This window comes from Flavobacterium aquidurense, from assembly GCF_031458035.1.
In the GTDB taxonomy this organism is placed as follows: domain Bacteria; phylum Bacteroidota; class Bacteroidia; order Flavobacteriales; family Flavobacteriaceae; genus Flavobacterium; species Flavobacterium aquidurense_C.
Map to the genome: position 1 here is coordinate 379,428 of NZ_JAVDXR010000004.1, position 24,009 is coordinate 403,436.

Below are 24,009 nucleotides of genomic sequence, written 5' to 3' on the forward strand. Positions count from 1 at the left end.
CAAGAATATGACACTGTTCAACGATACCGAGATCTTCTCATCTGGAAACCGGGGAAGAAAAACTTTTGATGTTCCCGATGCGGATTTACTGCTCATCGATAATTTCTTCAACAAGCACGAATCGGACCACTATTACAAGACACTTTACAATCAGACCCGGTGGCATGAATATGAAATGCCAATGTATGACAAGGTTGTTACTGCCCCTAGAATGATTTCCTGGTATGGTCACAGTAACAGGGCTTCGAGAAAATCAAATCCAGAATGGCCTGAGGAACTACTGGCAATCCGCAAACGGGTTGAAAACGAAACGCATATCGATTTTAATGCCGTACTGCTTAATCTCTACAGGGATGGAAGCGATGGCGTGGGATGGCACAGTGATAAAACCACAAGCAGCAACAAGAATATGAATATTGCCTCTGTTACTTTTGGCGAGACCAGAATCTTCCGTCTTCGCCATAAATTTTTAAAAGACCTTCCTCAGATCGAAATTCCTCTGCATCATGGTACTTTTTTACTCATGGCAGGAAAGACTAATACCTATTGGGAACATCAGGTGCCTAAAACAGCGCGTGATGTGCTGCCGAGGATTAACTTAACATTTCGTCAGGTTAGCTACTCTTTATAATCCTTATCGAATATTTAGTCACTGATCTGGAATCAATATATTTTTTTCTTGATGACTCCGTTTATACAACTTTTCATCATTGAAAAACATTACATTTATCAAACAGAATGGTATTCTTGTTTTTTGCTCTGACTCTAATTAAACTTGATTAAATGCAATTATTATAACCTTAATAAATTTATGAATAACTTTGAAATAACTGAATTTCCACCCGAAGTTACAGCTGAATTAAACTATTACGTTTACCGATTGATCGATCCTCGTAATGGTGAAACATTCTATATTGGAAAAGGGAAAGCGAACAGGATCTTTGAACATATTAAGGGTTCAATTCCATTAGATGACAATGAAGACAGCGTTGATTTAAAATTACAGCGAATTAGAGAGATTCAAAAAACCGGCTTACAAGTAATTCATATTATTCATAGACACGGTTTGGATAACGATACTGCCTTTCACGTTGAGGCATCTTTAATCGACGCATTTCCAGGAACCACAAATTTAGTTGCCGGTCGCTACAGTAATGATATTGGTCCGATGAATTCTTATGAAATCTTACAAAGATACAAAGCTGAAACAGCAGATTTCAGACATAAAATTATAATGATCAGCATCAATAGATCAGTCAATGACAAAGACATCTACGATGCTGTGAGATTTGCATGGAAACTTGATCCAAACAGAGCTCAAAAAGCAGAATATGTTTTAGCAGTAGAAAAAGGAATTATTGTAGGGATTTTTACAGCTGAGAATTGGTATTTGGCTGAACTTACAAATCAAACCACTAAAAGATACGCGTTTAACGGACAACAGGCTCCCCTTGACATTCAGGGGCTGTATCTAAGAAAAAGAATCCCTGAAGAATATCGAAAAAAAGGAGCATCTAACCCTATTAAATATAGTTATAAGAAATCATAAATGAAATTATTGTCTTCTGGATTCAATTATAACAATTACAAAAGGCAGTTTTCTGGCACCTCTTTTTTCTAATATTTAATAGCTCTTTTAAACTACAACAATGATTATAACAAACCACGAAGGATCATCTCATAAGGAACATTTATTGCAGCTTTTCAAAAATTCGGATGAAATAATCTTTGCAGCCGGATTTTTAAGACAGAGCGGTTTGAACAATATCAAATCGGAATTGAAAACTTTCTGCAATGATAAAAAAAAGAAATCTACCTTTTTCATTGGAACCGGACTCGGAGAAACCGACCCAAAAACATTGGAAGAGCTGCATTCTATTATCAAAACCAAAGAAAATCACCAGCTGATTCTCTGTACTCCTGATGCAGGAATATTTCATTCAAAAATCTATGTCTTCCGTAAAGAAACCACGGTAACAATTCTGATCGGTTCTGCCAATTTAACCGAAGCAGGATGGGTGGTAAACGATGAAGTTTCAATGCTTACCCAAACTTCAACTCACGCAGCAGATTATTTACAACTCACCCATTATCTCTCGCACCTTCACAAATCTTATTATACTAAGGATATCCTTGGCCTTATTTTAAAATATAAAACTCAACTCGAGCAGTTCAATCAAAATCATAGCAAAAAGCCAGTTTTTAAATTTAAAAGAACTCAACAAGCAGAAATCCTGGGAATTGATCTTCCCATGCTTAGGCATTATTATGAAAGTTATAAAAAATCAAAAGAATTTATCAAACCTTCTACAAGAGAAAATCAATACATTCTCGCCAGACAGAATTTGGATCGCCTGGCCAGTGATGAACCTTTGGATGCAGTACAATTTCATGATCTATTTGGTCCCCTTGTTGGACACGCCGGATATGAAAAACTCTGGCATTCGGGCAGTATCCACCGGACAACGCATATCACTTTGCAATATGCCGATGCTTTTCGTGAACTGGTAAGGGTTGTAAAAGATAACTCAATCAACACCGTTGACAACGCTTTTTCAAATGTGATGCATTTTTTAAATACAAAAAGAAAATCCAAAGAAATTTTCGGTATTGGAGAAAATATAATGACCGAGATAATGCTGAGTTATAATTTTCAAAAGTTTCCCAATTTAAATAGAAACCCACTTACAGTCTTATCAATCGCAGGCTCAAATTTTAAAGCAGCAGGCTCTTTCAAAGGTGCAGATTATCTTCAATACACACTTCTTTTAACTAAAATAAAGGATGATCTGAAGATGAAATCATTTTTGGAAATCGATAGCTTTTTTAATTATGTGTACTGGATAGATAACTGAAAAATGCTTGGATTTGAGAATCTTTAATCTCTTTAAATATTAACTAAAATACCATGCAACCCTATTTCTTCTTACACTGATTAACCAAAATCTTATTTCATAAAATATGAAAAACACTGATGACTTTCTTTTAACACAAACCATTACGGTAGGACAAGCCAAGCAATGGATCACCGATAAGGATGATCAGGCAAAAGAGGCCCTGACAAATTTTATTTACCACAGATTTTATAACCGGTATATCAAACATGTGAAAAGTATGGACAGCGGTTTTTTAAAAATGGCCGTCTGCTGCCTGATGATTGAAACAATCGAATCTTTTAAGCAGGGCAAAAAAAATACTAAACCAACGGGTATGGGAAAAAAAATGTTTGAGGACTTTTTTAAAAGTGAAAAATCAAATTTTCCTGAATTTGAAAGTATCTATAAAGAGTTTTATTACAATATTCGCTGCGGAATCCTGCATCAGGCCGAGACAACTAATGGCTGGCGTATTTTAAGATCAGGCAAAATTTTGGATAAGACAAATAAGACAATCAACTCTGAAATGTTTGTAAAGGCTTTAGAAAAATCCTTACAGGATTACAAAACTGTTCTGGATAACAGTACTTTTACTGAAGTGATCTGGCAAAATGCAGTCAAAAAAATTAAGTACATCTGCGAAAATTGTAAAGTCAGCAGCTAAGGCTGGCGAAAATCACTAACATAAACTTTTAATCATTCCTTAAACCAGACAAAATTCTTATGGCAATTCCAAAAAATTTACAACACAAACCAATTATAGCAGTAGATAAATATGATACAATAGATGGTCACTATGCGCCAAATACCGACGCCAGAGCCCTGTCAATTGGAGAAGCACAATACGGCAAAAATGAAATCTCAGCAAAAGTCCTCAGACATACCGGTAAGAATTGGAGCAGACAAAGCGAAGAGCTGCCAATCCACAGAACACTGGATTTAGCAATTCTTATTGTAGCATCAATGCTTCCTCCGAATAAAGACGAAAAAAGTGTGTCACAAAGATTGGGCGAAAAAATTGTTGACCCTGACAAATATCAAATCCTCAAGGATTATTATAAGACGCACGACTATATATTAAAGCCAAGATTGGACGAATTAAAAGATCTTTTGAACACACTTATTCCTTGAATTACATAATATCTAATGAGGAATCTTCTAAGTTGACTGGAAAAGATTCCTCAAATATCTCAAGAACTTCTCGAATAAACATAAAACCAAAGCGTCAAAAATTAACACAAAGATAGTCGCTCTTCCGTTTTAAATTCCCGTTGACGTATCTTTTTGAATCTGCTCCATTTTTGCGTATATATCTTTGGTCAATTTAGCTAGCGGTCTTTTGTGAAAATCAGAATTATCATAGTAATTATGAAAGTGAAACCTGTAAAATTCCTTTTCCCCTACTCCCATGAGTTTTAATTTTTCTTTAATTGATTTAATGTAATAAGGGCTGTTGGCATCAAATTTTTCGTGGACTTCCTCAACGGTATCATAATGCGATTCATAAATTTTCTGAAGCTTAAAAACCTTGATACTACCCGTTACCTGGCCTTTTTTATCTACCTTCTTGCCTATTAGTTTGAGCTCGTCTTCAGGGCTTATTCCATTTATAAGCTTGATAGTAGGTTTGAATATAATCTTTTTTTCGGCGCTCGTATTCACCAATTTTAAATCAAAATCAAAGAAAGCATTTTTTCCAAACTCATCTGTATAAGGATACAAATGAGTTGTCAGATCAAAATTTATTCTATTTTTTAAGTTACTGTTACAGACATAACAGCTTGGAATAAGGTTAAAAAAGCTCAGCGCACAGAATTTGTAAGTGCTTTTATTAAAAAAATGATCATATGTAGGACCTATAATACGCCTTTCATCATCAGATGACACGTAAGTTATATAATTTCTATTGCAGTAAGGACAGCAAATGATTCCTAATTCCTGACCAATATATTTATTTAAGGTCTTATAGTACTTTTCATAATCAAAAAAATATGCATAAACTCTCGAATCTAATTTACCACCATCAATAAAAAGCTGATCAAGCTTTTTTAATTCGCCAATTTCTGCCGAAAACAGCTTCTTTAAAGAATTAGAATTAAAAATTAGCTTCAACTGTGTTTCAATAAAATTATACCTGATTCTTCTATTGCATTTTGATCGTTTGTCTGCTCTGATGCGATGCATATCAATATTATGATATAAAATATCAGTTTTATCGTTCTTCGTCTTCCCTTTAGGAATTTGAAGCTCTGTCTGATTTAAAATCAATTTTAAAGCGGGCAGCCCTTTATTTACATGAATATTTTTATCGTAATTGCCCGTACTAAGTAGGATTTCCAGGATCCTTGTAATAATGCCTCTCTTATTTTCAAATTGTTTAAAAAGATCATCAGCATACTTCGTTGCAATAATATTAATATTAGGATGATTAATTAAGATCATTGTTCAAATTATTTTTACGATTTTCTAAATCTTCTAGTTCTTTTCTCTTTTTCTCAATCAAGTCCTCCAATGCTTTTGAAGTTTTTTCAGAATTGCTGAGAATCATTTCAAGAAGTTTCTCTCTAAAGAAATTTTCCCCAATTAAAGATGCCTTTTTTAATAATTCCTGAGATTCCGCATAAGGTATTTCCTTATCATAAGAATTTATCTTCCTTATCAATTGCTTCAAATAATCATCCGCTTTTTTGCCGCTGAACGCTTTATTTTTAAAGAAAAAGCTGTTCGCCAAAAGATCGTGAATGTTCGCCCCAAAAGTTTGGGTACCTTCCAGGATCGGAACAGCCGCTTTTAAACTTTGATCATACTCAATCTTTAAAATATTCTGAACTGGAATATCTGAGAGTATAAATGGTGAATGGGTAGAAAAAATAAGATTTAATCCCTTAATCCTTTTATCTTTATCCTGTGTGATGTGAGAAAGTCTCTTAATGTTTTGCAAAAGATCGTAAATAAATTCCCTTTGAAAATCCGGATGGAAATACAATTCAATCTCATCAAATATAATATTGACATAATTATACTTTGTTCTGGTAATCGCAGAATGCGAATTATGTACTGAAAAAATATTATTAAGATGATAAACTACCCCATTTATGATATGGATTTTCTGTTGCTCACCTGAGCTTAGACTGTCAAGAGTAGGAAGCTTCTCTTCTTTAAAATTGTTGCTGACAAACAATTTATTAGTGTCAAGAATAAAATCTATCTTAAAAACAGATGGAGGGATTCTTTCAAAAATCAAATGTAAATCTTTAATCTCTTTAATTTCCATCCACTCCAGCAACTCATACAGGTCAAAATCAATATAGCCCCTTTCCTGTGCCAATGTCCAAATCATCGCATTGCGCGGCTCTAGCAATTTTCTAAGAAAAAACAAGGCACGCTCGATTTTAAAAGTAACATGAGACTTATCATCTCTTAAGACCTTTAAAACTGCATCAAAATAAGAAAGTGTATCACCAGATCCTAATAAACTGCCATACCTAGGATATTTTTTTAATGCTTTTGGAATTTTTCTTTTTAAGTAATCAATAATTTCATCGGTAAAGGGCAACTCCTTTTTTTGTGAAATTACCGGAGTCAATTCCTTGTAATAAAGGGTTAAAAGCTTTAAAATGTTTTCATTCATTTCTTTTTTGCCGATAAAACGATCCTCATAGTTCAAATAGTATTGCTCCTCATAGTTATTCTCTACTTCACTATTTTTTTGATCCAACTCAAAACGAACTTTATAAACATATTGTTTGTCAGTGAGTTTAATTTTTTTTGGATTTTCTCTGTGATGGAGTGCCTGAACCAATAAATTCATCAAAAGCCGTGACTTGGCTAAAGCATTTTCTGTATTAATATCAAAATTGCCTTCTTTGCGCATTGGATTGATAACCGCAGGGGCTTTATATCCATCGTTTTTATGAAACAGCATTGTAATCCAAAATCCTAAATGGGAGGAATTAAGACCGTGGTGTGAATAATTGAGTACCATCGTGTAGAAAAAACTCGAGAGGATTTTATAATCATTGGGATCAAGTAGATTAAAAATTCGAATGTTTCTAGCCTCTGCATTAACAGGATTTTCATCGGACTCAACAACCTTCAAATTTACATCTACTTGATCATCGGTGTTCAATTCGCAAACTACGCCATCAACCTCAAAGAAAATGCTGCATTTTAATTTTGAGATGATAAAATCATTCTCCTTTTGAGCTTCAGCAATGTTTTTTTCCAGCAGATCCTTTCTTCGAACTGATTCTTTGATTTTATTGTCTATATAGGAGAATTCATCAAGTTTTTGACTATAATCAACGGTTTTTTGATTATTAGCAATCAAAAAATATTTTTGAAGTTCTATTGTTTTTACCAGATCAATGTCAAGGATATCATTAATAAGTTTAACATCTTCTTTTGCTTGCTGGCTGTATGTTTTTAAAACAGGTTGACCGAACTCATCCTTTAGAGTTATTCCCAGTTTGTAGATGCTGTACAATAAAAGCTCAATCAAACTGCTCTTTCCGCTTCCATTTTTTCCTACTATAGCTGAAATATTTATATTGAGATTATCAATAGTGAATAAATCTGAAGGAACCTCATTTTCAACTCTAATATAAGAAACAATAGTATCGCCAACCTTAGCCTGGTCTCCTTTCGCATTTAAAAAAATAAATTCTCTATAGAATTGATACAATCTTCCACGCTCCAGCACTTTAGTGAATTTTTGATCACAAGTAAGATGGGGCTGGATACCAATAAGTTTAAAATTACCTGAAATGTCTCCCATTATATTTTTATGTTGACTGTAAATATATTCTAATAAAAAATAATTTCTTATTGGCAGAACAAAAACTTTAATCTGCCAATGCTTCTTAATTAGTCTTTTCATAGTCCTCGTAAGAACTTCTTTCAGACAGATAAAACATAAATAAGCATTTTCATTCGAAACGGACTAAAAGGGCAGCTAAGATAGTAGTACCCCAATACCCTGTGCGCATAATGGACTGCGCTTCCCTTGCCCACCCTTCGGGACTTATAGCCCATGATATCCAGGCACTACTGATTTCTTGCTTTCTTTTTTTCCGTTTTTTCTTTTGAAAATATTTTTTGGACAAAGCGGATTTTAAAAGGATTTAGTAGTAACCTTAAAAACAAACCCTATGGAAATCACCGGACGTATCACCAAAGATGCCAGCCTTTTTAAACTGAAAGACGGCAAACAAGTCATTAATTTCAGCATAGCTATTAATGATTCTTATAAACCCAAAGGAGCTTCACAGGTTAAAGAAGTAACCACTTATATCAATTGTGATTACTGGCTCAGCCCTGGCGTAGCTCCTTATCTAAAAAAAGGCGCTCTGGTTCAGCTCTTTGGGCGGATCGGCCTCAGCGTTTATCTAAGCCATGAAGGCAATCCCGCTGGAAGTCTGACTTTTCATGTCAACCACCTGAAAATTTTGGTCTTTGCCAAAAAAGATTCTCAAACACCCTCAGCGGCTATACCATTAACAAATTCCAATAAAGACGATCCCGACGACCTGCCTTTTTAATTATTTACATCACATTTTTTAATTTAAAATTCAATATCATGTCACATCAAATTCATTTTAACGAGAGTACACAAAAACATTCTTTTTTTTCCGTTGCCCAAAAACCATGGCACAATCTGGGTCAGATTGTATCGGATTATCCAAACTCCGCACAGGCTATCAAACATGCAGGGCTGGACTATGAGGTCATCAAAGCACCGCTATACAGCCAAAGGGGAGAACTTGATAAAATACCCGTTGCCGATTATTTTTCAACCCTGCGAACCGACACCAGTGCTGTTCTGGGCGTTGTGGGCAAAGATTATCAGATTGTACAGAACAGCGAGGCTTTTACATTCTTTGACAGCATTATCGGTGGTAACGGTATCCTTTACGAAACTGCAGGCGCTCTGGGAAAAGGCGAACGTATTTTTATAACTGCCAAACTCCCCGATTATATCCGTGTTGGAAAAGACGACCTGATAGAAAAATACCTGTTCCTTACCACCTCTCACGACGGAAGCGGAAGCATTACAGCTGCCTTTACTCCCATTCGCATTGTCTGTGCCAATACGCTTAACGCTGCCCTTCGCACACAAACCAATACCGTAAGGATTCGTCATACCTCCAACGCCATAAGCCGTCTGGAACAGGCGCACAAAGTCATGGGAATTACCGACTCTTTATCCGTCCAGCTCGAGGGCATTTTTAACCATTGGGCAAAAGTGCCTATTACCGATACTGAAGTAAAAAAACTGATCTCGTTAGCCCTTGCACCAAGCAAAGAAATAACCCAGAATCTTAAAAATGGCGAAGTAGCAGAATTGTCTGCCTGTTTTTCAAACTGTGTAGAAGCCTGCTATGAATACGCCATGAGCAATGACACCCAGCTCAACAAAACCTGTGAAGGCACCGTTTTTGGGGCCTATAATGCCGTTACGGGCTACTTTCAAAATGTAAGGAATTACAAAGATTCTGAGGCAAAACTTAAATCATTGCTTTTAGGCGGTACAGCCCAGCAGAGAGGACAGAGCGCCTTTAACCTCTGCACTGATTTTGCACAGAAAAGAAACAGTATCCTGTCCAATTAAAAGCCCTTTAGGGGCAGGCTGAGAACAGCCTGCCCCTGCTTTGAGGCGCTCAGACATTTGAATCTCCTGTAGCTTTAGTAAGGCTGTTATTTTTATTTATATGTTATTAATAGTATCACAAAGTTCGAAAACGTTCAGCGGTTCACTGCAAAAAATTCCCCCATAAATGTGCGGGTAAACCGCACTTTATTGCGTTGCTTTTTGCGCTCGCTTGCCCATTTCCGGTATCAGTTCCATTATTAATTTAAAATATAAAAATCATGGAAACTACCAATCAGAACTGGCAAATGGTCTCAGAAATCGAACTCGTTTACAAATCAAAGGTAAAAGCTTCTGAAAGACTGCAGATCAAATCCTCAAAAGATGCCTACCAACTTTTGAAATCCTCCTGGGATCAGGGTAAAATCGAATATTTCGAACAATTTAAAATACTCTTTCTAAATAATTCACTAAAAGTTTTAGGGTTATATGAAATGTCCTCAGGAGGTATCACCGGAACCACCGTGGATCTTCGCATGATATTCTCCGCAGCCCTGAAAGCCAATGCCACCAGCATTATGATCGCCCACAATCACCCTTCAGGCAATAAAAGACCCTCCGAGGCTGATAAGTACACCACTACAAAGATCAGACAGGCAGGAGAGCTGCTCGATATTAAACTAATGGATCACCTGATTATCACCTCAGAATCCTACTACTCCTTCATAGATGATGGCGCCCTGTAAGGCGCCATTTACCATTTTTTATACTGCGTGAGGTCATAAGCTGTAAAGATGTCGTCAGGTGTGCAGATCAGAGGATCCATCCAGTTAATCTTTTTCTCTGCCCACACAATCCACTGCTGAAGTGCCTCATCCAAAGGATCAGCTTGCGCGTGAACCGCCTTTACATAATTACGCAGTTTGGTGACCTCATCATATCGCTCAGCACCGCTGAGCAAAGCTTTAAAATCCTGCACTTCCTTTTGTTTTCTCTGAGCTGCAGCCCTTTCAATGGCCTCTTGTTTTTCACGCTCGATCTGGCGCAAACGGGATTCTTCCTGCCATTTTTTTTCTTTCTCCGCCATCAGCTCCAGTTTGGCCACGATCCTGGCCAATAGTCCTTCTACAGGTTTGGCGCCGTCGCGCCATTCTTTCTGACCGGAGTACTTTCCCACCTGAAAAATAAAGTCCCCCGTTGGCACGAGCTCCGTTCCGCTGTAGCCGCCGGTCGCCGGTACACGTTTACTGGCTTCACGGAGATAGACCTCGATTTCAATTCCGTCAACTACCGCGACCGTATGGTTGTATCGGTCTTTTTGAAGCCCATGACCCCTGTATTTAAGCAGTTTAATAAGCGCATCCATAAAACGAAGTGCCCGTGGAAAATTGGTATCCGCGACATTAAAAAAAATAATCTCAGGATCCTGCTCGCGATAGTTTTTGTTTTTGCGTCTTTTGTCCCAATACTCTTTGGTCTGACGAATCAGTGGCTCAGGTTTGGTAAGTTTCTCCGCAACGGTAAGAGGAGCCTTAGGATCCTTTTCAATTTCTTTGGTCCGTAGCACTATAGGAGATGGAACAAGTTGGGGCACATTAGTTTCGTATTTCTTTTTAAGAATCTCTATCGATTCAGGCCCCTCATAAGATTCTGAAAGTTTAGCAACCCAACTATAACCATGCTTTAACTGTATCCAATAACTTGCATGAGGTAGTGGAACTTTTAGTGTGGCACAGGCCTGTCGAATACTATAACTGGAAAGATCATACAAATGACTAATTTGGCCGAGGTTTTTTTTCCAGACAAGATCATATAATTCTTCACGTGTAAAACTGATCGTTTTCATAGTATACTATATAAGAGCATTATAAACGGGACAATGCCAATTGATAGTATACAGTAAAAGAAAAATTACAGATCAGTAGCGCTGCCTTTTTATTACTAAATCACAGCTCCGCTGTAGTAGTTATTTCGTAATTCTGTTCCCAGTATCTTCATCGCATCATTGGCAGCAAAGGTTATTTGTGCCAAAAGATCTATGCTTTGCCTCCAGCCCGAAGTACTGGAAACTGTGGTCATTTTACCGAGAATAACCCTGATCTCTCCGCGTAACTTCTCATTTTCGATACGCTCCAGGTGCATCATCAAATCCCTTATCACAGCCATCAGTTCATTATAATTTTCAGAATTCGGGGATTCTTCGTGCCACTCTCCTGTATCATCGAGTTTCTGCATCCCCTGAATATGCATCAGGTTAATTATCCCGAGCGCTTTATAAATATTTTCCTGAATTTTTAAATAATTATCGCGCTGGAATTCGCGGAAAATTTCCTGACGTTTGTAGATTTCAAGTTTATTCTGGTTTCTGGAAACATTTCTTGAATTGATTATTGTAGTGACTATACTCGCTGAAGCCCCGACAACGGTGCCTATAAGGGTTCCTATAAAACCCCAGGTAAGTGGATCCATATCTATAATTTTTAGTGCTGAATTTTCATGGTAATAAATTTAAGAATTAATTCCATAGTAACGCAGAGCAAGAATGGAGCAAAACAAAAAGTAAAACTTCACAAGCACATACTTTTAAAATACTGGTTTAGATAAAATTAATTTCTACTTTAGCCGGGAAAGTTTATCTTCGATAATGGAATTCTCACTGCTTTTGCCACAGCCAATTCAGAAAATAAAGGCAGATATAAATTCACAAAAATCTATTTTTCAAAATGACTACACCAGAAATAGCCCTATTTTCCACATGTATTGGAGCAGCTGCGGGAATATTGTCACAATATGTAGCAAATACATTAAAAGATAAAAGCGACAAGAAAAAAACAGAAATCGACTTAATTGCAGAAGAGCGCAAACTGACTTATATGATTTTATTAAATCAGGTAGGTTACCTTCAAACAGGTATGACTATTGAATACTATCATCAGTTAGCAGTTATTAGTACAGAGAAAGAACAAAAAGATTTTAGTATACAAAGGCATCATGAAGAGATTAAAATTAGTAATTCCATGCATGCACAATATTCTGCTCTGATCGGTGATTATTGTAAAAATATTTATAAGCTTATTTCCCATTTTGGTAATGAATCGGAACTTGAAAATATAATGCAGAAAATCATTAACGAGCCTCACCAGGATTTTACAGGAATGTTTAAAGATGTAAAAAATTATGAGGATTTATTTAATACATACCATAAGGAGCATCAGTCAGCCTCTATCAAACTTGAAATTTATAAATCCTATTTCTATGAAATGCGAGAAATAATAGAAAGAGTTTCAAAAAACTAATCATAAATACGCATTTGACAAATTCTTATCAATTTCTACCAAAGTAAAATGTAATGATTATGCTTTGATATTGCGCTTTGCCAAAAGCCCTTCGCAAAGCACTGCCACACCTAAAGAAGCGAAGCGTTACCGCTGACTTAAGTTGAATAATGCATTACCCCTTCAATCAAAAAAGGGCTTGCCATATTATACACCAGCATCATTCCATAAACTAAGCCACGGAATAAGGCAAAAGCCAAACTGGTACTTATAAGTTTATTGGATTCTACAAATCTTCTTATTGTGATTGCATTAATTAAAAAATTGCGGTACCTGTTGCGTTTTCACTTAAAACCAATCAGATTTTGTTAATCAGCTAGTCAATACTTAAAATTAAAACCTATAAATATAATATTTCCCTCGTCGGAATTAAAACAAGCAGCCTGAAGACTTAGCGTACTGAGTCCTCCAAACCATATTCCACCGCCCTGCGAGGTATGCCATTTTTTGGAAGGATCATCCTCAACCCAGACGCGGCCGACATCAAATCCGCCATAAAGGCCAAAATCAATCGGAATAAGGCCTGTTTTAAAACTTGCTACTTTTAGTTTAAGATTCGAGCTGTCATACAAACTGTTTTTCCCACTGAAACGTTCGTTGCGATAACCACGTAAACCATTATTGCCACCCAAAAATGAAGAGTGATAGAAATAATAATTATCTCCAAAAATAACGCGTCCCTCGGCAACCGTCTGAAATACCAGATTACCTGAATTGGTAAGCTTGTCTTCGAGTCCTACCTTTCCAACAAAATAACCAAAATTATTATCGCTGTTATCGGTATTAATTTTCCAGCCTGCCTTAGCGGAAGCATATAAACCTTTTGTAGAAAAATCTTCTGCATCCCTGTTCAGATAAGCTATGGATGCTTCTGTACCGGCATAATTCTGGTGTTCAAATACAGCAGGATCTACATTTGCAGGAGTAAAAAAACGATCATTCATTTCCTGGATTTCAAAACTTTCAAACAAAGCCTTAATTTTAAATTTGTGATATTCAAACCCTGCGTTCAAATTGGTCTGTCTGGTTCTAGCACGGTTATAATCCTTTCCAAGTTCCTTATCATCATTAACGGTTTCGTTTCCGTAACCAAAGAAGTTGTTCGAAAACTTAGTTCCCGAGAAATACGCTTCGACTAAAAGGTTAATGTGTGGAAAAACATTAAAAAAACTTCCATTGTATCCCGCCTCAGCTGATTGGTAGGTGAAATAATAATTGGCAAAAATTTCATGTATCTGTTTATGTGGATTTCCATTAAAGGCATTGTAGGTATAAGTATCCTTCGCTCCGAGTACAAAACCGTCATCAGTCGCATACCCCAATACAGGAACTAAAATATTATTGCTTGGGATAAAATACCTGAAATGCAAATTATTAGTTTCATAAAGTGATGATAACTGTTTCTTTGAAGGCTGCTTGGCGTCGATGATGTTTTTCTCATAATCATAGTCATAAATACGGATTTTATCATTCTCCTCTACTGTATAATGATCCGTTCCATAACCTCCAATAATGCGCACCAATATTTCCTTGTCTCCTTCACCTTTTACTATAAAATCATCATCGCCATTAAGTCCGTATATCCAGATTTCACAAGTGTTGTCAGAATTTATTACGGCTGAATAATAAGGCTGGGTACTGTTCTTTTCAGAAAATATTTCTATTGTTGTATTGCCCTTTGGCTGTCTGGTAATCTGGAAAACATCTTTTTTATCTGTGCCGTGAACTACAACTTTTTCATTGATGAAATCAGCATATTCAGAAGCCAGAATGTTTAAATTTTTAAGTCTTTTTTTAAATTTTGTTTTGATATCTTCCAAAGCCTTATCCTGCATTTCTTGTGGAAGATTCAAAAATGCCTTATCAATTACAGCATCGGTTATGCCTTTTTGAATGGATATTGCTTCTTCATTCCAGATTGATGCATCATACTGGGAAACAAGAATTTTATCAAGGTTATAGGCTTCAGAATTAAACCACTTTACATTGTCCAGATTGTCATCATAACTTTGCCAAAAACGGGTGTCAGGAACTCTGTTTTTGACTACGGCTAAAGCAGCACCATCAAATTTTGAAAAAGCGGCATCACGATCCCGTGGTATTGGCGAATAGACCCCTGATTTATTCCCTGTTTCCCGAAGTGCCCATCGCCATTGGTCTTCGTGGCGGTCCCAATCGCCAATAAGCATATCGAAAATTCTCGAGCGGATGTACTGACGCTTATCAATACTGTATTTATCATTATCACGCAATTTTTTAAGAACGTCTTCTGTATTTGCAAAATCAACTATCTCGCCTGAATTTTCTATTGAAGTATGCTGAAAACCTTTAAAATCTTTCTGGTCTTTTGATGGTCTTTCTTCGATATAATACAATCCATTACCGTATTTATCATTTAAATCTCCAAATCCGGATTGTTTGGGAAAGTAGAATAATTTTATATTGGAATGATTGATTAAAGCTGCCTCTGCAAGATCGCTCACGGCCAACTGTGCATATGGGTGCGCTGTAGTGAAAAAGTCGGATACCAATTCTTCTGTAGCTGTATCATCATACGAATCGGGTTTAAAAGCAATCCCTTTTAGTTTAAATCGCAAAAATTTGAGCGCATCTTTGTGAAGTGATCGCATTACATATTGTTTTCCGGTTTTACCTTGGAGTTTTAAAGACTGAGACTGATGCCCCCCGCCTTCTCTTAATACCGTAAGTCCGCCATATAAGGTATCCAGCGATGCAGTTTTTACAGTGACTTCCCTGGAATAATAATCACGATAATGTTCTCCCCAGAATAACTTATAAAACCAGGATTTAGATGTTTCTTCTTTAGTTAATATTTGGGCTTTTGCAGTATTCGGGAAATCAGCTGTTACAATATTATTGGGTTTTTCATCAATATTTGGCAGCGCTTTATTTACTGCGTGTCGGTATAATAATTTGTTGTTTTCAACAGAATGAAATTCCACTTCTGAGGAACCATCCTCGAAGTAATTAAGCTTGGCATATCCTTTTTCACTTGAGCTGTAAATGCCTTCATACTTTAATTTTCCACCTGGAGCTGTTACGAGTTCCTTTGATAGTTTTGTTGCTTCACTTTTTCCAAGTGAGCCACTGATAATCTGATGAATTCCATTTCCTTCCAAATATTGCAGACTGTTTTCATGTCCTGAAACAATAACAATATGATCCGATAATTTTGCGAGGGCGGCCACGAAGCTCGTTAATTCTCTATATCTGCTGTAGGCAATGTCTTGAGAACTCGTTCCTCCCAGTTTGCGGACCGTTTTATCTGCTAAGCCAATAATGGGTAAAGGATGCTGATAATCATTGAAACTATATTTTCCACCATGCTTACCATTGCTGAAAATTGGGTGATGCATGGCAATGATTACGTTTTTAAATGCAGCATCACGAATCATACCTTCCAGCTCCTCGAGAAAACGTCTTCTTGTTTTAATATCCGGTGAATTCTCATTTATGTACTGCACATCATCCCAGTTCGAAATGTACCACTGCGAATCTATAAATATAATTTCGAGATTTTCATTAACCGAAACTTTGCTTAAGGGAGCTCCATTTTTAGGTAAATATTCTGCCGTATTGCGTGGTATGATCTTCAGCAAATTCTGGCTCTCTTGCGTCTTTCTGCTATTTTTGTATTTCCACTCATAATCACCGGGAAGAAAATAAGTATTTCCACTATAACCTTTAATCATCTCTGTCTGTTCAGTTAAAAGCGACTTATCCGAAAGAATATCTTTTTCATTTGCAGTTATATTATCTCCCAATAACAAAAATGTTGAATTTTTTTCCTTTTCTTTTTTTAGTATTTCATTAAACTGATTCAAAGTATTGTCGGCTGTTTCCTTTTCTCCATATCCTCCAGTCAGGTAAATAGAATGAATAATCTTTTTATCGGATGCATTTGCAGTTTCTTCAATTGATTGCTCTTTGAATGTGGCGCATCCAACTATTTGCAATAAAACTAAGATTACTAAAATAGTTGTTTTTTTCATAATGTTAAGCTTTAAGTAAAAAATCTAGGAATAAACATGCAAGGAGCGCGCCATTATTTAAAGCATTAAAAATCAAAGCATTAAAAATTTTGCCGCGTAATTTTTTGCTTTATTTCGTTAATTTGATAATATGAATTGTTGCTATTTAAACAAAAAGTAAACCGTAGCGTTCTCTTCCACACAACACTTAAACACGGTTAAAGCAGAGATCACAATAAAGTCACACAGTTATCTCCTCCCGCCTCCTGCAGCACGACAAATATCTACTGTTGCATCAAAACGTGATTTTTTAATTTGTGCTAAATCCAACTCACTCTCCAATATTTTCGACTGGGCAGAATTGTCGCAAATGGCTATTAACAAAAAAGATATTTCAATAAAATAAAGTCATAACTGATTTAGTTTCGAAACTTCTGTATTACAATAAAATTCTAAATCTTTCTAATCGATTAATTTAAATCCCTTATTTCTTATACTAAGAATTTCTACAGCCGGATCAGCGCTTAAATATTTTCGCAGGCGGGTGATGTAAACGTCCATGCTTCTTGCTGTAAACTGATTATTATCTCCCCACAGCAGCAACAAGGCTTTATTGCGATCTAATAATTGATTTTTATTTTGAATGAGTAAATCCAATAATTCTGATTCACGCTGCGAAAGATTTACTGATTTCTGTTCAAATGTTAATTCTAATCTATGACGATTGAACTGAAAATTTCCAACTATTATATTTTTATCACAAGTTTTGGAAGTTGCTTGATCCGAGTGGACATACTTTCGTCGTACTAGTTTTTGTATTCGCAAAATAAGTTCTTCCAAACTAAAAGGCTTTTTCATATAATCATCCGCACCAATTTTAAGTCCTTTTAAAACATCTGCAATTTCATTTTTTGCCGTGAGAAAAATTATGGGAGTCAGATGATCTACTATTCGAATATCTTCTACAAGGGAATATCCGTCTTTTCTGGGCATCATGATATCAACTATACAAATGTCAGGTTTCTTTCTTTGAAATTGTTCCCAGCCTTCTACTCCGTTTTTGGCAATTGAAAAGCTAAACCCTCGCAATTCAAGAGTTTCTTTTATGATAGTTGACAACACTTCTTCATCTTCTACAAGCAAAACGTTAATTATCTCCTTCATAACGGAAATTTTATAATAAAGGTTGTACCCAATCCTAAAGAGCTTTTTACAATTATTTCACCCGACAGCAAACCAGCCAGTTCTTTTACGTAACTCAATCCTATTCCATATCCCTTTACATCATGAAGATTACCAGTTGTTATCCTGTAAAATTTATCAAAAATTAAAGGAAGATTTTCTTCGCTTATTCCGCTGCCATTATCCTCTACTTCCAGTTGCCAAAATTTTGATGAACTCAAAACTTTTATTGTAATTTTAGAAGACCTGACACTAAACTTCAAAGCATTATCTATAAGGTTATTCAATATTCCCTCAACCATATCTTTATCGGTACGAATTATTTCATTTTCTAATTCAGTCCTTATTGATATCTGATTATTATTATCTACTTGAAATTTATCTACTATGCTTCTTACTAGTTCATCAATATTTACATTGCTTAAATTTACGTATTTTACTCCTAGTTCGTATCTGGTTATGTCCAAAAGACGATCTATATTATAATCCAATTTATTTAAAACATCTGCATTAATCTTTAAATAACGATTTGTCTTCTCTGGATTGGAAGCTTGTCCGAATTGTAATAATGCTTCATTAGAAGATTTAAGAATTGATATTGGTGTTCGTAATTCGTGAGTGATATTGCTTATAAAATTATTCTTTTTATAATCCAGCTGTTTTTGTCTATAAATTATCAATCCGAGATACCAAAGGCTTCCTGCGGTTAAAATTACCAGTATTAAGGATATCGAAAAAGGAATGATATTTATTAAAAGCAGGTATTTTTCCGTTTTAAAAAGCCTGGCTTCAATTACCCAGTTTTTCTTACCTGTGCCTAAAGGAATGCTTACGATTTCTTCAGAATCCAAAACTGCCTTTTTTTTCATTGACAATTTATAGTCGATGAAAATTTTTTCTTTGTAGAGTTCTTTTTTAAAATCTTCTTTAATCACTGATAAATCTAGATTTTGCTTATTTGATGAAGCTATTAATTTCACTAAAAAAAGACGTACACTTTCCAAATCTGCGGTATCTATTTTTAGGGGCTGCATTCCTATTTTGATTGGTCCTGACGATTTCGAAAAATCTTCTTTTAAGCTTAATTTTTCTTTCTTTTCATTTGTAACCTCGCTTACTATTGACAAATAAGGATTGCTACTGGATAAACTCATAGGTGTTCTGATTTTTTCCAAAAAGAATAAGTCGACACTTCGCTGCAATGCAGTTTTAACTTTCACCTGAAAATTCTCCCGACTATTTTCATAGGTTCTATAAACCCAAAAAACCTGAAAAAGCAAGATGCTACATACAGTAATAGAAGTAATTAAAATAATTTTAAACTGATTTTTCATAGCAAATTATAATATACAAATATATCTCATTTTGGTAACCGAAAAAATCAGTTAACACTAGTTAACATTAGTTAAGATGGGGTTAACCTGTAAGGCAAAACATTACAATTACTTTTGACATATAAAACTTAAACAATTGAAAAAATGTATAATATAAAATCTTTAATATGTGCAGCTGTATGTTTACTTTTCGTAAACATGAATGGTCAGACTCTGTCTTCAAAAAAGTCAACCCATTTTATTTTGCCAAATGGTGAGGTTCTTAAAAGTAATAATCTCGATAGCCTTGAAAATGCGTGGGGAAAAGGTCAAATACTATTTAAACATAGCGAACAGGATGATAAAAATGGTGTGATGCATCTGGTAAGAAAGACTTCTGAATTTAAAGAAAACGAATTTAAAAGTAAAAAAGCTTTAGCAGAAATGCTTAATAATCCAGCTCCTGATTTTCAAGTTAAGGATCTTGATGGTAAAATATGGTCTCTAAAAGAACTTCGCGGAAAAACAATAATATTGAATTTCTGGTTTATATCTTGTGCTCCATGTATTAAGGAAATTCCTGAACTCAATAAGCTAGTGGGTGAATACAAAAATAAAGAGGTCATTTTTCTTGGACTTACATACAACACTTCACAACATGTACATAATTTTCTAAAAAAATCCGCTTTTAACTTCACACAATTGCCAAATTCAGGTGAGATAAGTAAAAAATATAATGTTTTTTATTTCCCAACTAGTTTTGTGATTGATAAAAACGGCATTATAAAAGGAGTTATGGACAACAGCGAAACTATATACAATGATTTAAAAACGATAATTGATAAAGAAAGCTAAAAAATTAGCTCAAAATTCAAAAAGCTGTCTTCAACGCTTTCAGAAATTTATTTTTTTACAGACCATTCCATTTTTTCAAGTCGCTCGGAAATTAATAGTAAAGTTTCAAGAATTTTATTTTCATCAGGAAGATGACCTGTTACCAATTCTTTAAAAGATGTTGTATAAACTTTTTTTAATTGATTCCATACAATGGAGGTTTTACTAAAAATAAAGGCCTCTTTTGGATGTTCATAAAGCCAGGCTTTGTCATTTGGGATCGCCTTATCATCATCCATCGCTACTTGCAGAAGCATGCTGTCAAATTTCTTCGAAGCTATAAAGTTTTGGATTTTTTCGAGTTGAAGCAACTGATGTAAATCGTACGTATGGCGCACTTTTTGAGACAAATCTTCCAATGGTGTTTTTGAATAAGAAAAACGAATCAGACTGATTATTTTCTCACAAAAAGTTCGTTCAACTGCTAAGGCACAAACCTCAAAATCTTGCAATCCAAATTGTGTAATCAATCCTGCATCTTCTGGCAGCGTCTTGATATAATCAGCAATAAGTGTACAGATTGATCGTGTTTCATTAGGCATGTAATTTCCCAAATGCGAAACCTCAACAGTAATATGCTCCCTAACCTGCCCGTAATTCCCAGACATCCCAATTTTTGGATACGAATAAACTATTTTTCTTACGCTGCCTCCTTTATTGGTTTGAGCATCACCTGTAACTTCCTGCAAAATAGATTTGTCGACAACCTCAGTAATCTCCTTTAGTTTTCTTTTAAGCTCATTTCCCGTATCGCTATCTTTTTTTATAATCACCAGATCAATATCTTCAGAGAATCTTTCGATTATCTTATAACATTTTGAAAGTGATGTTCCACCTTTAAAAACAACCCTATCTTTTACTTCTGATTGAAATAGTTCGGCAAGTGCATAAGTAACCCAGTAATCCTTTTCAATGAAAATCTCCGGAATTGAAAAATAATCTGCTGCGGCTGTAATAGCACCTTCAAAATTTTCTTTGTCTAAATGTAAATTCATTATGATATGTTCCATAATTGTGCCGTTGAAAGCAATATAGATCCAATCCCATACTGATAACGACTCGTTACATTTAAAGAATTTCTAAGTTTTTTTAAATCTCCGCCATCATTATAATATTCCTCTAAAAGAGCACCAAGTAAAGCACGCACCTTTGGTGGATAAGATATACCGTAGGCAATCAGTTTTTTTATCTCAATATTATTTAAATTCCTAATCGTTTTTTTTAAGTAAGCCAGCCCATCTTTTTTTTGCAAATCAGGAATTGTATTGAAATCTTTAATTACATCCAGTATTTCCAAATAACGAACATTCTCCGAAGTTACTCTTACATAACTCCTGGCTGGTTTAATAACTAAATTTCCAACTTTACCCTTGATCTGCCTGTCAAGTGATGCTATACGAATTGAACTTGGTACTTGTGTAGTTAGTCCAAGTCTGTTATAAAGCCTTGTTCCGGTAATATAAGCCGTCTGTTTATTGTTATCAAATAAGTAAAGTTTAAGCAAAACATCTTCTCTGGGTTTTTGTTCACCAAATACCGAAAGCTTGGGCTTATAGTAATATCCCTTTCTTGCTCTTTTAATAACCCCTCTTTCCTTTAATCTGCCAAGTGCTTTAGCACCTGCCAAAACTTCATTTGAAGCAAGTCCAAATGTATTATATCCAAATACCTCTCCAGGAGCTATTTGTTCTATCTTACGTTCTATCTTATTTGTTACAGTCATAATCAATTACAAAGATAACTATTTTTTCTATATGTCAAGTTTTTTCCATTATTTACTTGACAATTTACTCTTTTAATATCTCCTTTATTACGTTCATTTCAAGCTCTATTAACATTGTAACTTTGCTTATACTTTCAAATACAGCTCAATCAATAAACGTTTCTATATATTTTTAATATATAAAATTCTCAATCATTACTTATGTTTTCTTCTGTTATAAGTCAACGTTCAGCATTAGGATCTATATTTTTGTTTTTCTTTAAGCATGGTTGCGGCTTTGCTATATCCTCCATCTGAACCATCAACAAAGTGAACATGGTCATCCTGAATGTTTCTTACATAACATGACATTATCGAAGCATTGCTGATATGCATACCATAGATAATTTCGTCATTCGATTCCATTTCATCCAATAATTGCTGTAGAGCTGATCTTTGGTCTTCTGTGCCTGATATAATTGTATTAATTTTTCCGTCAATTACGAGGGTATCAGACATTATAACAAGACTCTTAAGGTATTGTTTCCCTTTTTTTGTTGTAAAATAAAAACGAAAATATTGTGTATTAAACCAAGTAAATATAAGCGTCAGCCATTTCGTTGAGCCAGATTTCATTCGTGATTCCATACCTAATCGTTTAAACGAACTTTTTACTTTTAGTCTGCCAATAGATATGGGTTGTCGATTTTTTTGGAGACCATAAAGTTCATCAATTTTTTGAAGTACTTTTTTAAAAACAATGGCCTGCTGTGTCGTGCCATTAGCGATTACTAATAGGGTAACTACTTCCTGCTTATTTTTTGGAGGCTCAATAATATCCCAACGACATAGCATCCCCTCTAAATTTAATTTTTCTGTATTGTTTTCATTTTCCTCTACGCTAAAATCTTTTGCCTTGATCATATGTTCTGCGTATGCCAATCCACTGCCAAGAACAATGGGAATAGAAAAGGAGCCTTCGCTTTTAAATTTTGATATTTTTATCTGATGGCCTGCTTCATAAATTTTAGCGACCGAAATAGTCTCCGTTCTTAATTTAAGATTGAAATTTTTGAAGATATTTGCTTTGTATTGTGCAAGGGCATCCATCATGTGATCAATTAGAAATCCAGGCACAAGGAATGTCGCCCCGTCTCCACCAAAGAAAAACGGTATAGAAATATTCAAATCATAAGCAATGTTCAGGACCACTACAATGCTTCCTGTTGCGGCTAGGTTTACAGTTTGATGCATACCCTTATGAACAGCCCCGGTGGAATTTGTAATATCAGTAATAATTACATGCCAATTTTCGGGCAAAGGAGTAAACATATCTTCAGCTTCCAAGAGTTTAACAATGGAAACTTTATTTACAGGTAAATTAGAGTAGAAATGTTCGCTATCTTTTATCATCGGTTTTTATATTTTTATAAAAAGCACCAACATTATTTTAATACTAAAGAGGTATAAAAATACCCATTTTTCAATAGTAATGCATGACCAATGGGCATTTATAATTTAATTAATTATTGAAAAGCATCTTTATCGGCTTCCTTTAATTAATAAAAGGCTGTTATATAAATATAACAGCCTTTACTTTATAGGTATTTAACAAAACCTGTTAGGAAGTTGGATAATAAATACCTTGTAAATTTACGTGAACAACCATAATTTGCTGTGACATCTTCAGAAAAGTTATAACTATTAAATTTTCCTAAATTCCCTTAAAATTTGCGGTTATTCTAAATAAATGAGTTTCTTCAAATGTTCCTATAAAGGAATTTTAAAGAAGTCTTTTTATTATAATTCAATAATTATTTTTAAACAGATGCGGCTGCCTTACGGATAACATCAATGACAACTTGAGGATTTGAAAGCATAGGCACATGACTACTTTTAATCTCGGTTACATCAGCTCCCATACGCTTAGAAACCCAACGCTGTAAGTCTGGATGTACGGTGTGATCATCAGTACATAAGATATACCAACTAGGTTTACTATCCCACGGTGGTGTAATAGTGATTTTTTGCTGCTGGAATAAATCAGCAACAGGTGCATAATGTGTAGCCCAAACCAGTTTTTGATCTTCTGGAGACAGGTCACCTGCAAAGAACTCGGTTCCTGA

21 protein-coding genes are annotated in these 24,009 nt (G+C 35.1%); 10 read left to right on the plus strand and 11 right to left on the minus strand.

The genetic code is table 11. From position 1 onward, the window contains the following. The first annotated feature begins 7 nt into the window (after positions 1-7). The 5 genes from J2X17_RS09145 to J2X17_RS09165 all read left to right on the plus strand — a co-directional run bounded on the left by J2X17_RS09145 (position 8) and on the right by J2X17_RS09165 (position 4,007). On the plus strand, positions 8-631 hold the full coding sequence (locus J2X17_RS09145) for an alpha-ketoglutarate-dependent dioxygenase AlkB family protein (protein WP_310296750.1): 624 nt from the start codon (positions 8-10) through the stop codon (positions 629-631). A 180-nt stretch (positions 632-811) separates the two neighbouring features. Beyond that, the gene (locus tag J2X17_RS09150; protein ID WP_310296751.1) at positions 812-1,549 is read left to right on the plus strand and encodes an LEM-3-like GIY-YIG domain-containing protein; all 738 of its coding nucleotides are present in this window, start codon (positions 812-814) and stop codon (positions 1,547-1,549) included. A 145-nt stretch (positions 1,550-1,694) separates the two neighbouring features. After that, the gene (locus J2X17_RS09155; protein WP_310296753.1) at positions 1,695-2,855 is read left to right on the plus strand and encodes a restriction endonuclease PLD domain-containing protein; all 1,161 of its coding nucleotides are present in this window, start codon (positions 1,695-1,697) and stop codon (positions 2,853-2,855) included. A 106-nt stretch (positions 2,856-2,961) separates the two neighbouring features. Beyond that, positions 2,962-3,540 (plus strand): hypothetical protein, encoded by a 579-nt coding sequence (locus J2X17_RS09160; protein ID WP_310296755.1) that lies wholly within the window; start codon positions 2,962-2,964, stop codon positions 3,538-3,540. Positions 3,541-3,599: 59 nt separating this feature from the next. Beyond that, positions 3,600-4,007: a DUF6530 family protein gene (locus J2X17_RS09165; protein WP_310296757.1), complete on the plus strand. Its 408-nt coding sequence runs from the start codon at positions 3,600-3,602 to the stop codon at positions 4,005-4,007. A 129-nt stretch (positions 4,008-4,136) separates the two neighbouring features. Here J2X17_RS09165 and J2X17_RS09170 read toward each other — a convergent pair whose 3' ends face one another. Further along, positions 4,137-5,318, minus strand: a complete 1,182-nt coding sequence (locus J2X17_RS09170) for a hypothetical protein (protein ID WP_310296759.1) — start codon at positions 5,316-5,318, stop codon at positions 4,137-4,139. After that, positions 5,305-7,755: an AAA family ATPase gene (locus tag J2X17_RS09175; RefSeq protein ID WP_310296761.1), complete on the minus strand. Its 2,451-nt coding sequence runs from the start codon at positions 7,753-7,755 to the stop codon at positions 5,305-5,307. Before J2X17_RS09175 ends, J2X17_RS09170 begins: the two co-directional genes overlap by 14 nt. Before the next feature lie 271 nt (positions 7,756-8,026). On the opposite strand from J2X17_RS09175, the gene J2X17_RS09180 reads away from it, so the two are divergent. The 3 genes from J2X17_RS09180 to J2X17_RS09190 all read left to right on the plus strand — a co-directional run bounded on the left by J2X17_RS09180 (position 8,027) and on the right by J2X17_RS09190 (position 10,211). Then, positions 8,027-8,416 carry a single-stranded DNA-binding protein gene (locus tag J2X17_RS09180; RefSeq protein WP_310296763.1) on the plus strand — a complete coding sequence of 130 codons (390 nt, stop codon included), beginning with the start codon at positions 8,027-8,029 and terminating at the stop codon, positions 8,414-8,416. A gap of 38 nt (positions 8,417-8,454) precedes the next feature. Next, positions 8,455-9,486 carry a DUF932 domain-containing protein gene (locus J2X17_RS09185; RefSeq protein WP_310296764.1) on the plus strand — a complete coding sequence of 344 codons (1,032 nt, stop codon included), beginning with the start codon at positions 8,455-8,457 and terminating at the stop codon, positions 9,484-9,486. A 260-nt stretch (positions 9,487-9,746) separates the two neighbouring features. After that, positions 9,747-10,211 (plus strand): JAB domain-containing protein, encoded by a 465-nt coding sequence (locus tag J2X17_RS09190; RefSeq protein ID WP_310296766.1) that lies wholly within the window; start codon positions 9,747-9,749, stop codon positions 10,209-10,211. Between the two features lie 8 nt (positions 10,212-10,219). Here the strand turns inward: J2X17_RS09190 and J2X17_RS09195 are convergent, their stop codons facing one another. Then, positions 10,220-11,311, minus strand: coding sequence for a hypothetical protein (locus J2X17_RS09195; RefSeq protein ID WP_310296768.1), 1,092 nt, complete (start codon positions 11,309-11,311; stop codon positions 10,220-10,222). Between the two features lie 95 nt (positions 11,312-11,406). Further along, positions 11,407-11,934 carry a hypothetical protein gene (locus tag J2X17_RS09200; protein WP_310296770.1) on the minus strand — a complete coding sequence of 176 codons (528 nt, stop codon included), beginning with the start codon at positions 11,932-11,934 and terminating at the stop codon, positions 11,407-11,409. Positions 11,935-12,188: 254 nt separating this feature from the next. On the opposite strand from J2X17_RS09200, the gene J2X17_RS09205 reads away from it, so the two are divergent. Then, positions 12,189-12,761: a hypothetical protein gene (locus J2X17_RS09205; RefSeq protein WP_310296771.1), complete on the plus strand. Its 573-nt coding sequence runs from the start codon at positions 12,189-12,191 to the stop codon at positions 12,759-12,761. Positions 12,762-13,120: 359 nt separating this feature from the next. Here the strand turns inward: J2X17_RS09205 and J2X17_RS09210 are convergent, their stop codons facing one another. From J2X17_RS09210 to J2X17_RS09220, 3 genes are all read right to left on the minus strand, one after another. Further along, positions 13,121-16,813 carry a bifunctional metallophosphoesterase/BamA family protein gene (locus tag J2X17_RS09210; RefSeq protein ID WP_310296772.1) on the minus strand — a complete coding sequence of 1,231 codons (3,693 nt, stop codon included), beginning with the start codon at positions 16,811-16,813 and terminating at the stop codon, positions 13,121-13,123. A 441-nt stretch (positions 16,814-17,254) separates the two neighbouring features. Next, on the minus strand, positions 17,255-17,956 hold the full coding sequence (locus J2X17_RS09215) for a response regulator transcription factor (protein WP_310296774.1): 702 nt from the start codon (positions 17,954-17,956) through the stop codon (positions 17,255-17,257). Continuing rightward, positions 17,953-19,308, minus strand: coding sequence for a sensor histidine kinase (locus J2X17_RS09220; RefSeq protein WP_310296776.1), 1,356 nt, complete (start codon positions 19,306-19,308; stop codon positions 17,953-17,955). Before J2X17_RS09220 ends, J2X17_RS09215 begins: the two co-directional genes overlap by 4 nt. A 144-nt stretch (positions 19,309-19,452) precedes the next feature. On the opposite strand from J2X17_RS09220, the gene J2X17_RS09225 reads away from it, so the two are divergent. Continuing rightward, positions 19,453-20,142: a peroxiredoxin family protein gene (locus J2X17_RS09225; RefSeq protein ID WP_310296778.1), complete on the plus strand. Its 690-nt coding sequence runs from the start codon at positions 19,453-19,455 to the stop codon at positions 20,140-20,142. A 47-nt stretch (positions 20,143-20,189) separates the two neighbouring features. Here the strand turns inward: J2X17_RS09225 and J2X17_RS09230 are convergent, their stop codons facing one another. From J2X17_RS09230 to J2X17_RS09245, 4 genes are all read right to left on the minus strand, one after another. Beyond that, complete coding sequence (locus J2X17_RS09230; protein WP_310296780.1) at positions 20,190-21,191, minus strand: nucleotidyl transferase AbiEii/AbiGii toxin family protein; 1,002 nt, start codon at positions 21,189-21,191, stop codon at positions 20,190-20,192. Next, a complete protein-coding gene (locus J2X17_RS09235) occupies positions 21,176-21,904 on the minus strand; it encodes a DUF6088 family protein (RefSeq protein WP_310296781.1) in 729 nt (242 codons plus the stop codon). Before J2X17_RS09235 ends, J2X17_RS09230 begins: the two co-directional genes overlap by 16 nt. 234 nt (positions 21,905-22,138) lie before the next feature. Next, on the minus strand, positions 22,139-23,296 hold the full coding sequence (locus J2X17_RS09240; protein WP_310296783.1) for a DUF3095 domain-containing protein: 1,158 nt from the start codon (positions 23,294-23,296) through the stop codon (positions 22,139-22,141). A 407-nt stretch (positions 23,297-23,703) separates the two neighbouring features. Beyond that, the coding region (locus J2X17_RS09245; protein WP_310296785.1) for an alpha/beta hydrolase at positions 23,704-24,009 on the minus strand (306 nt) is incomplete at its 5' end.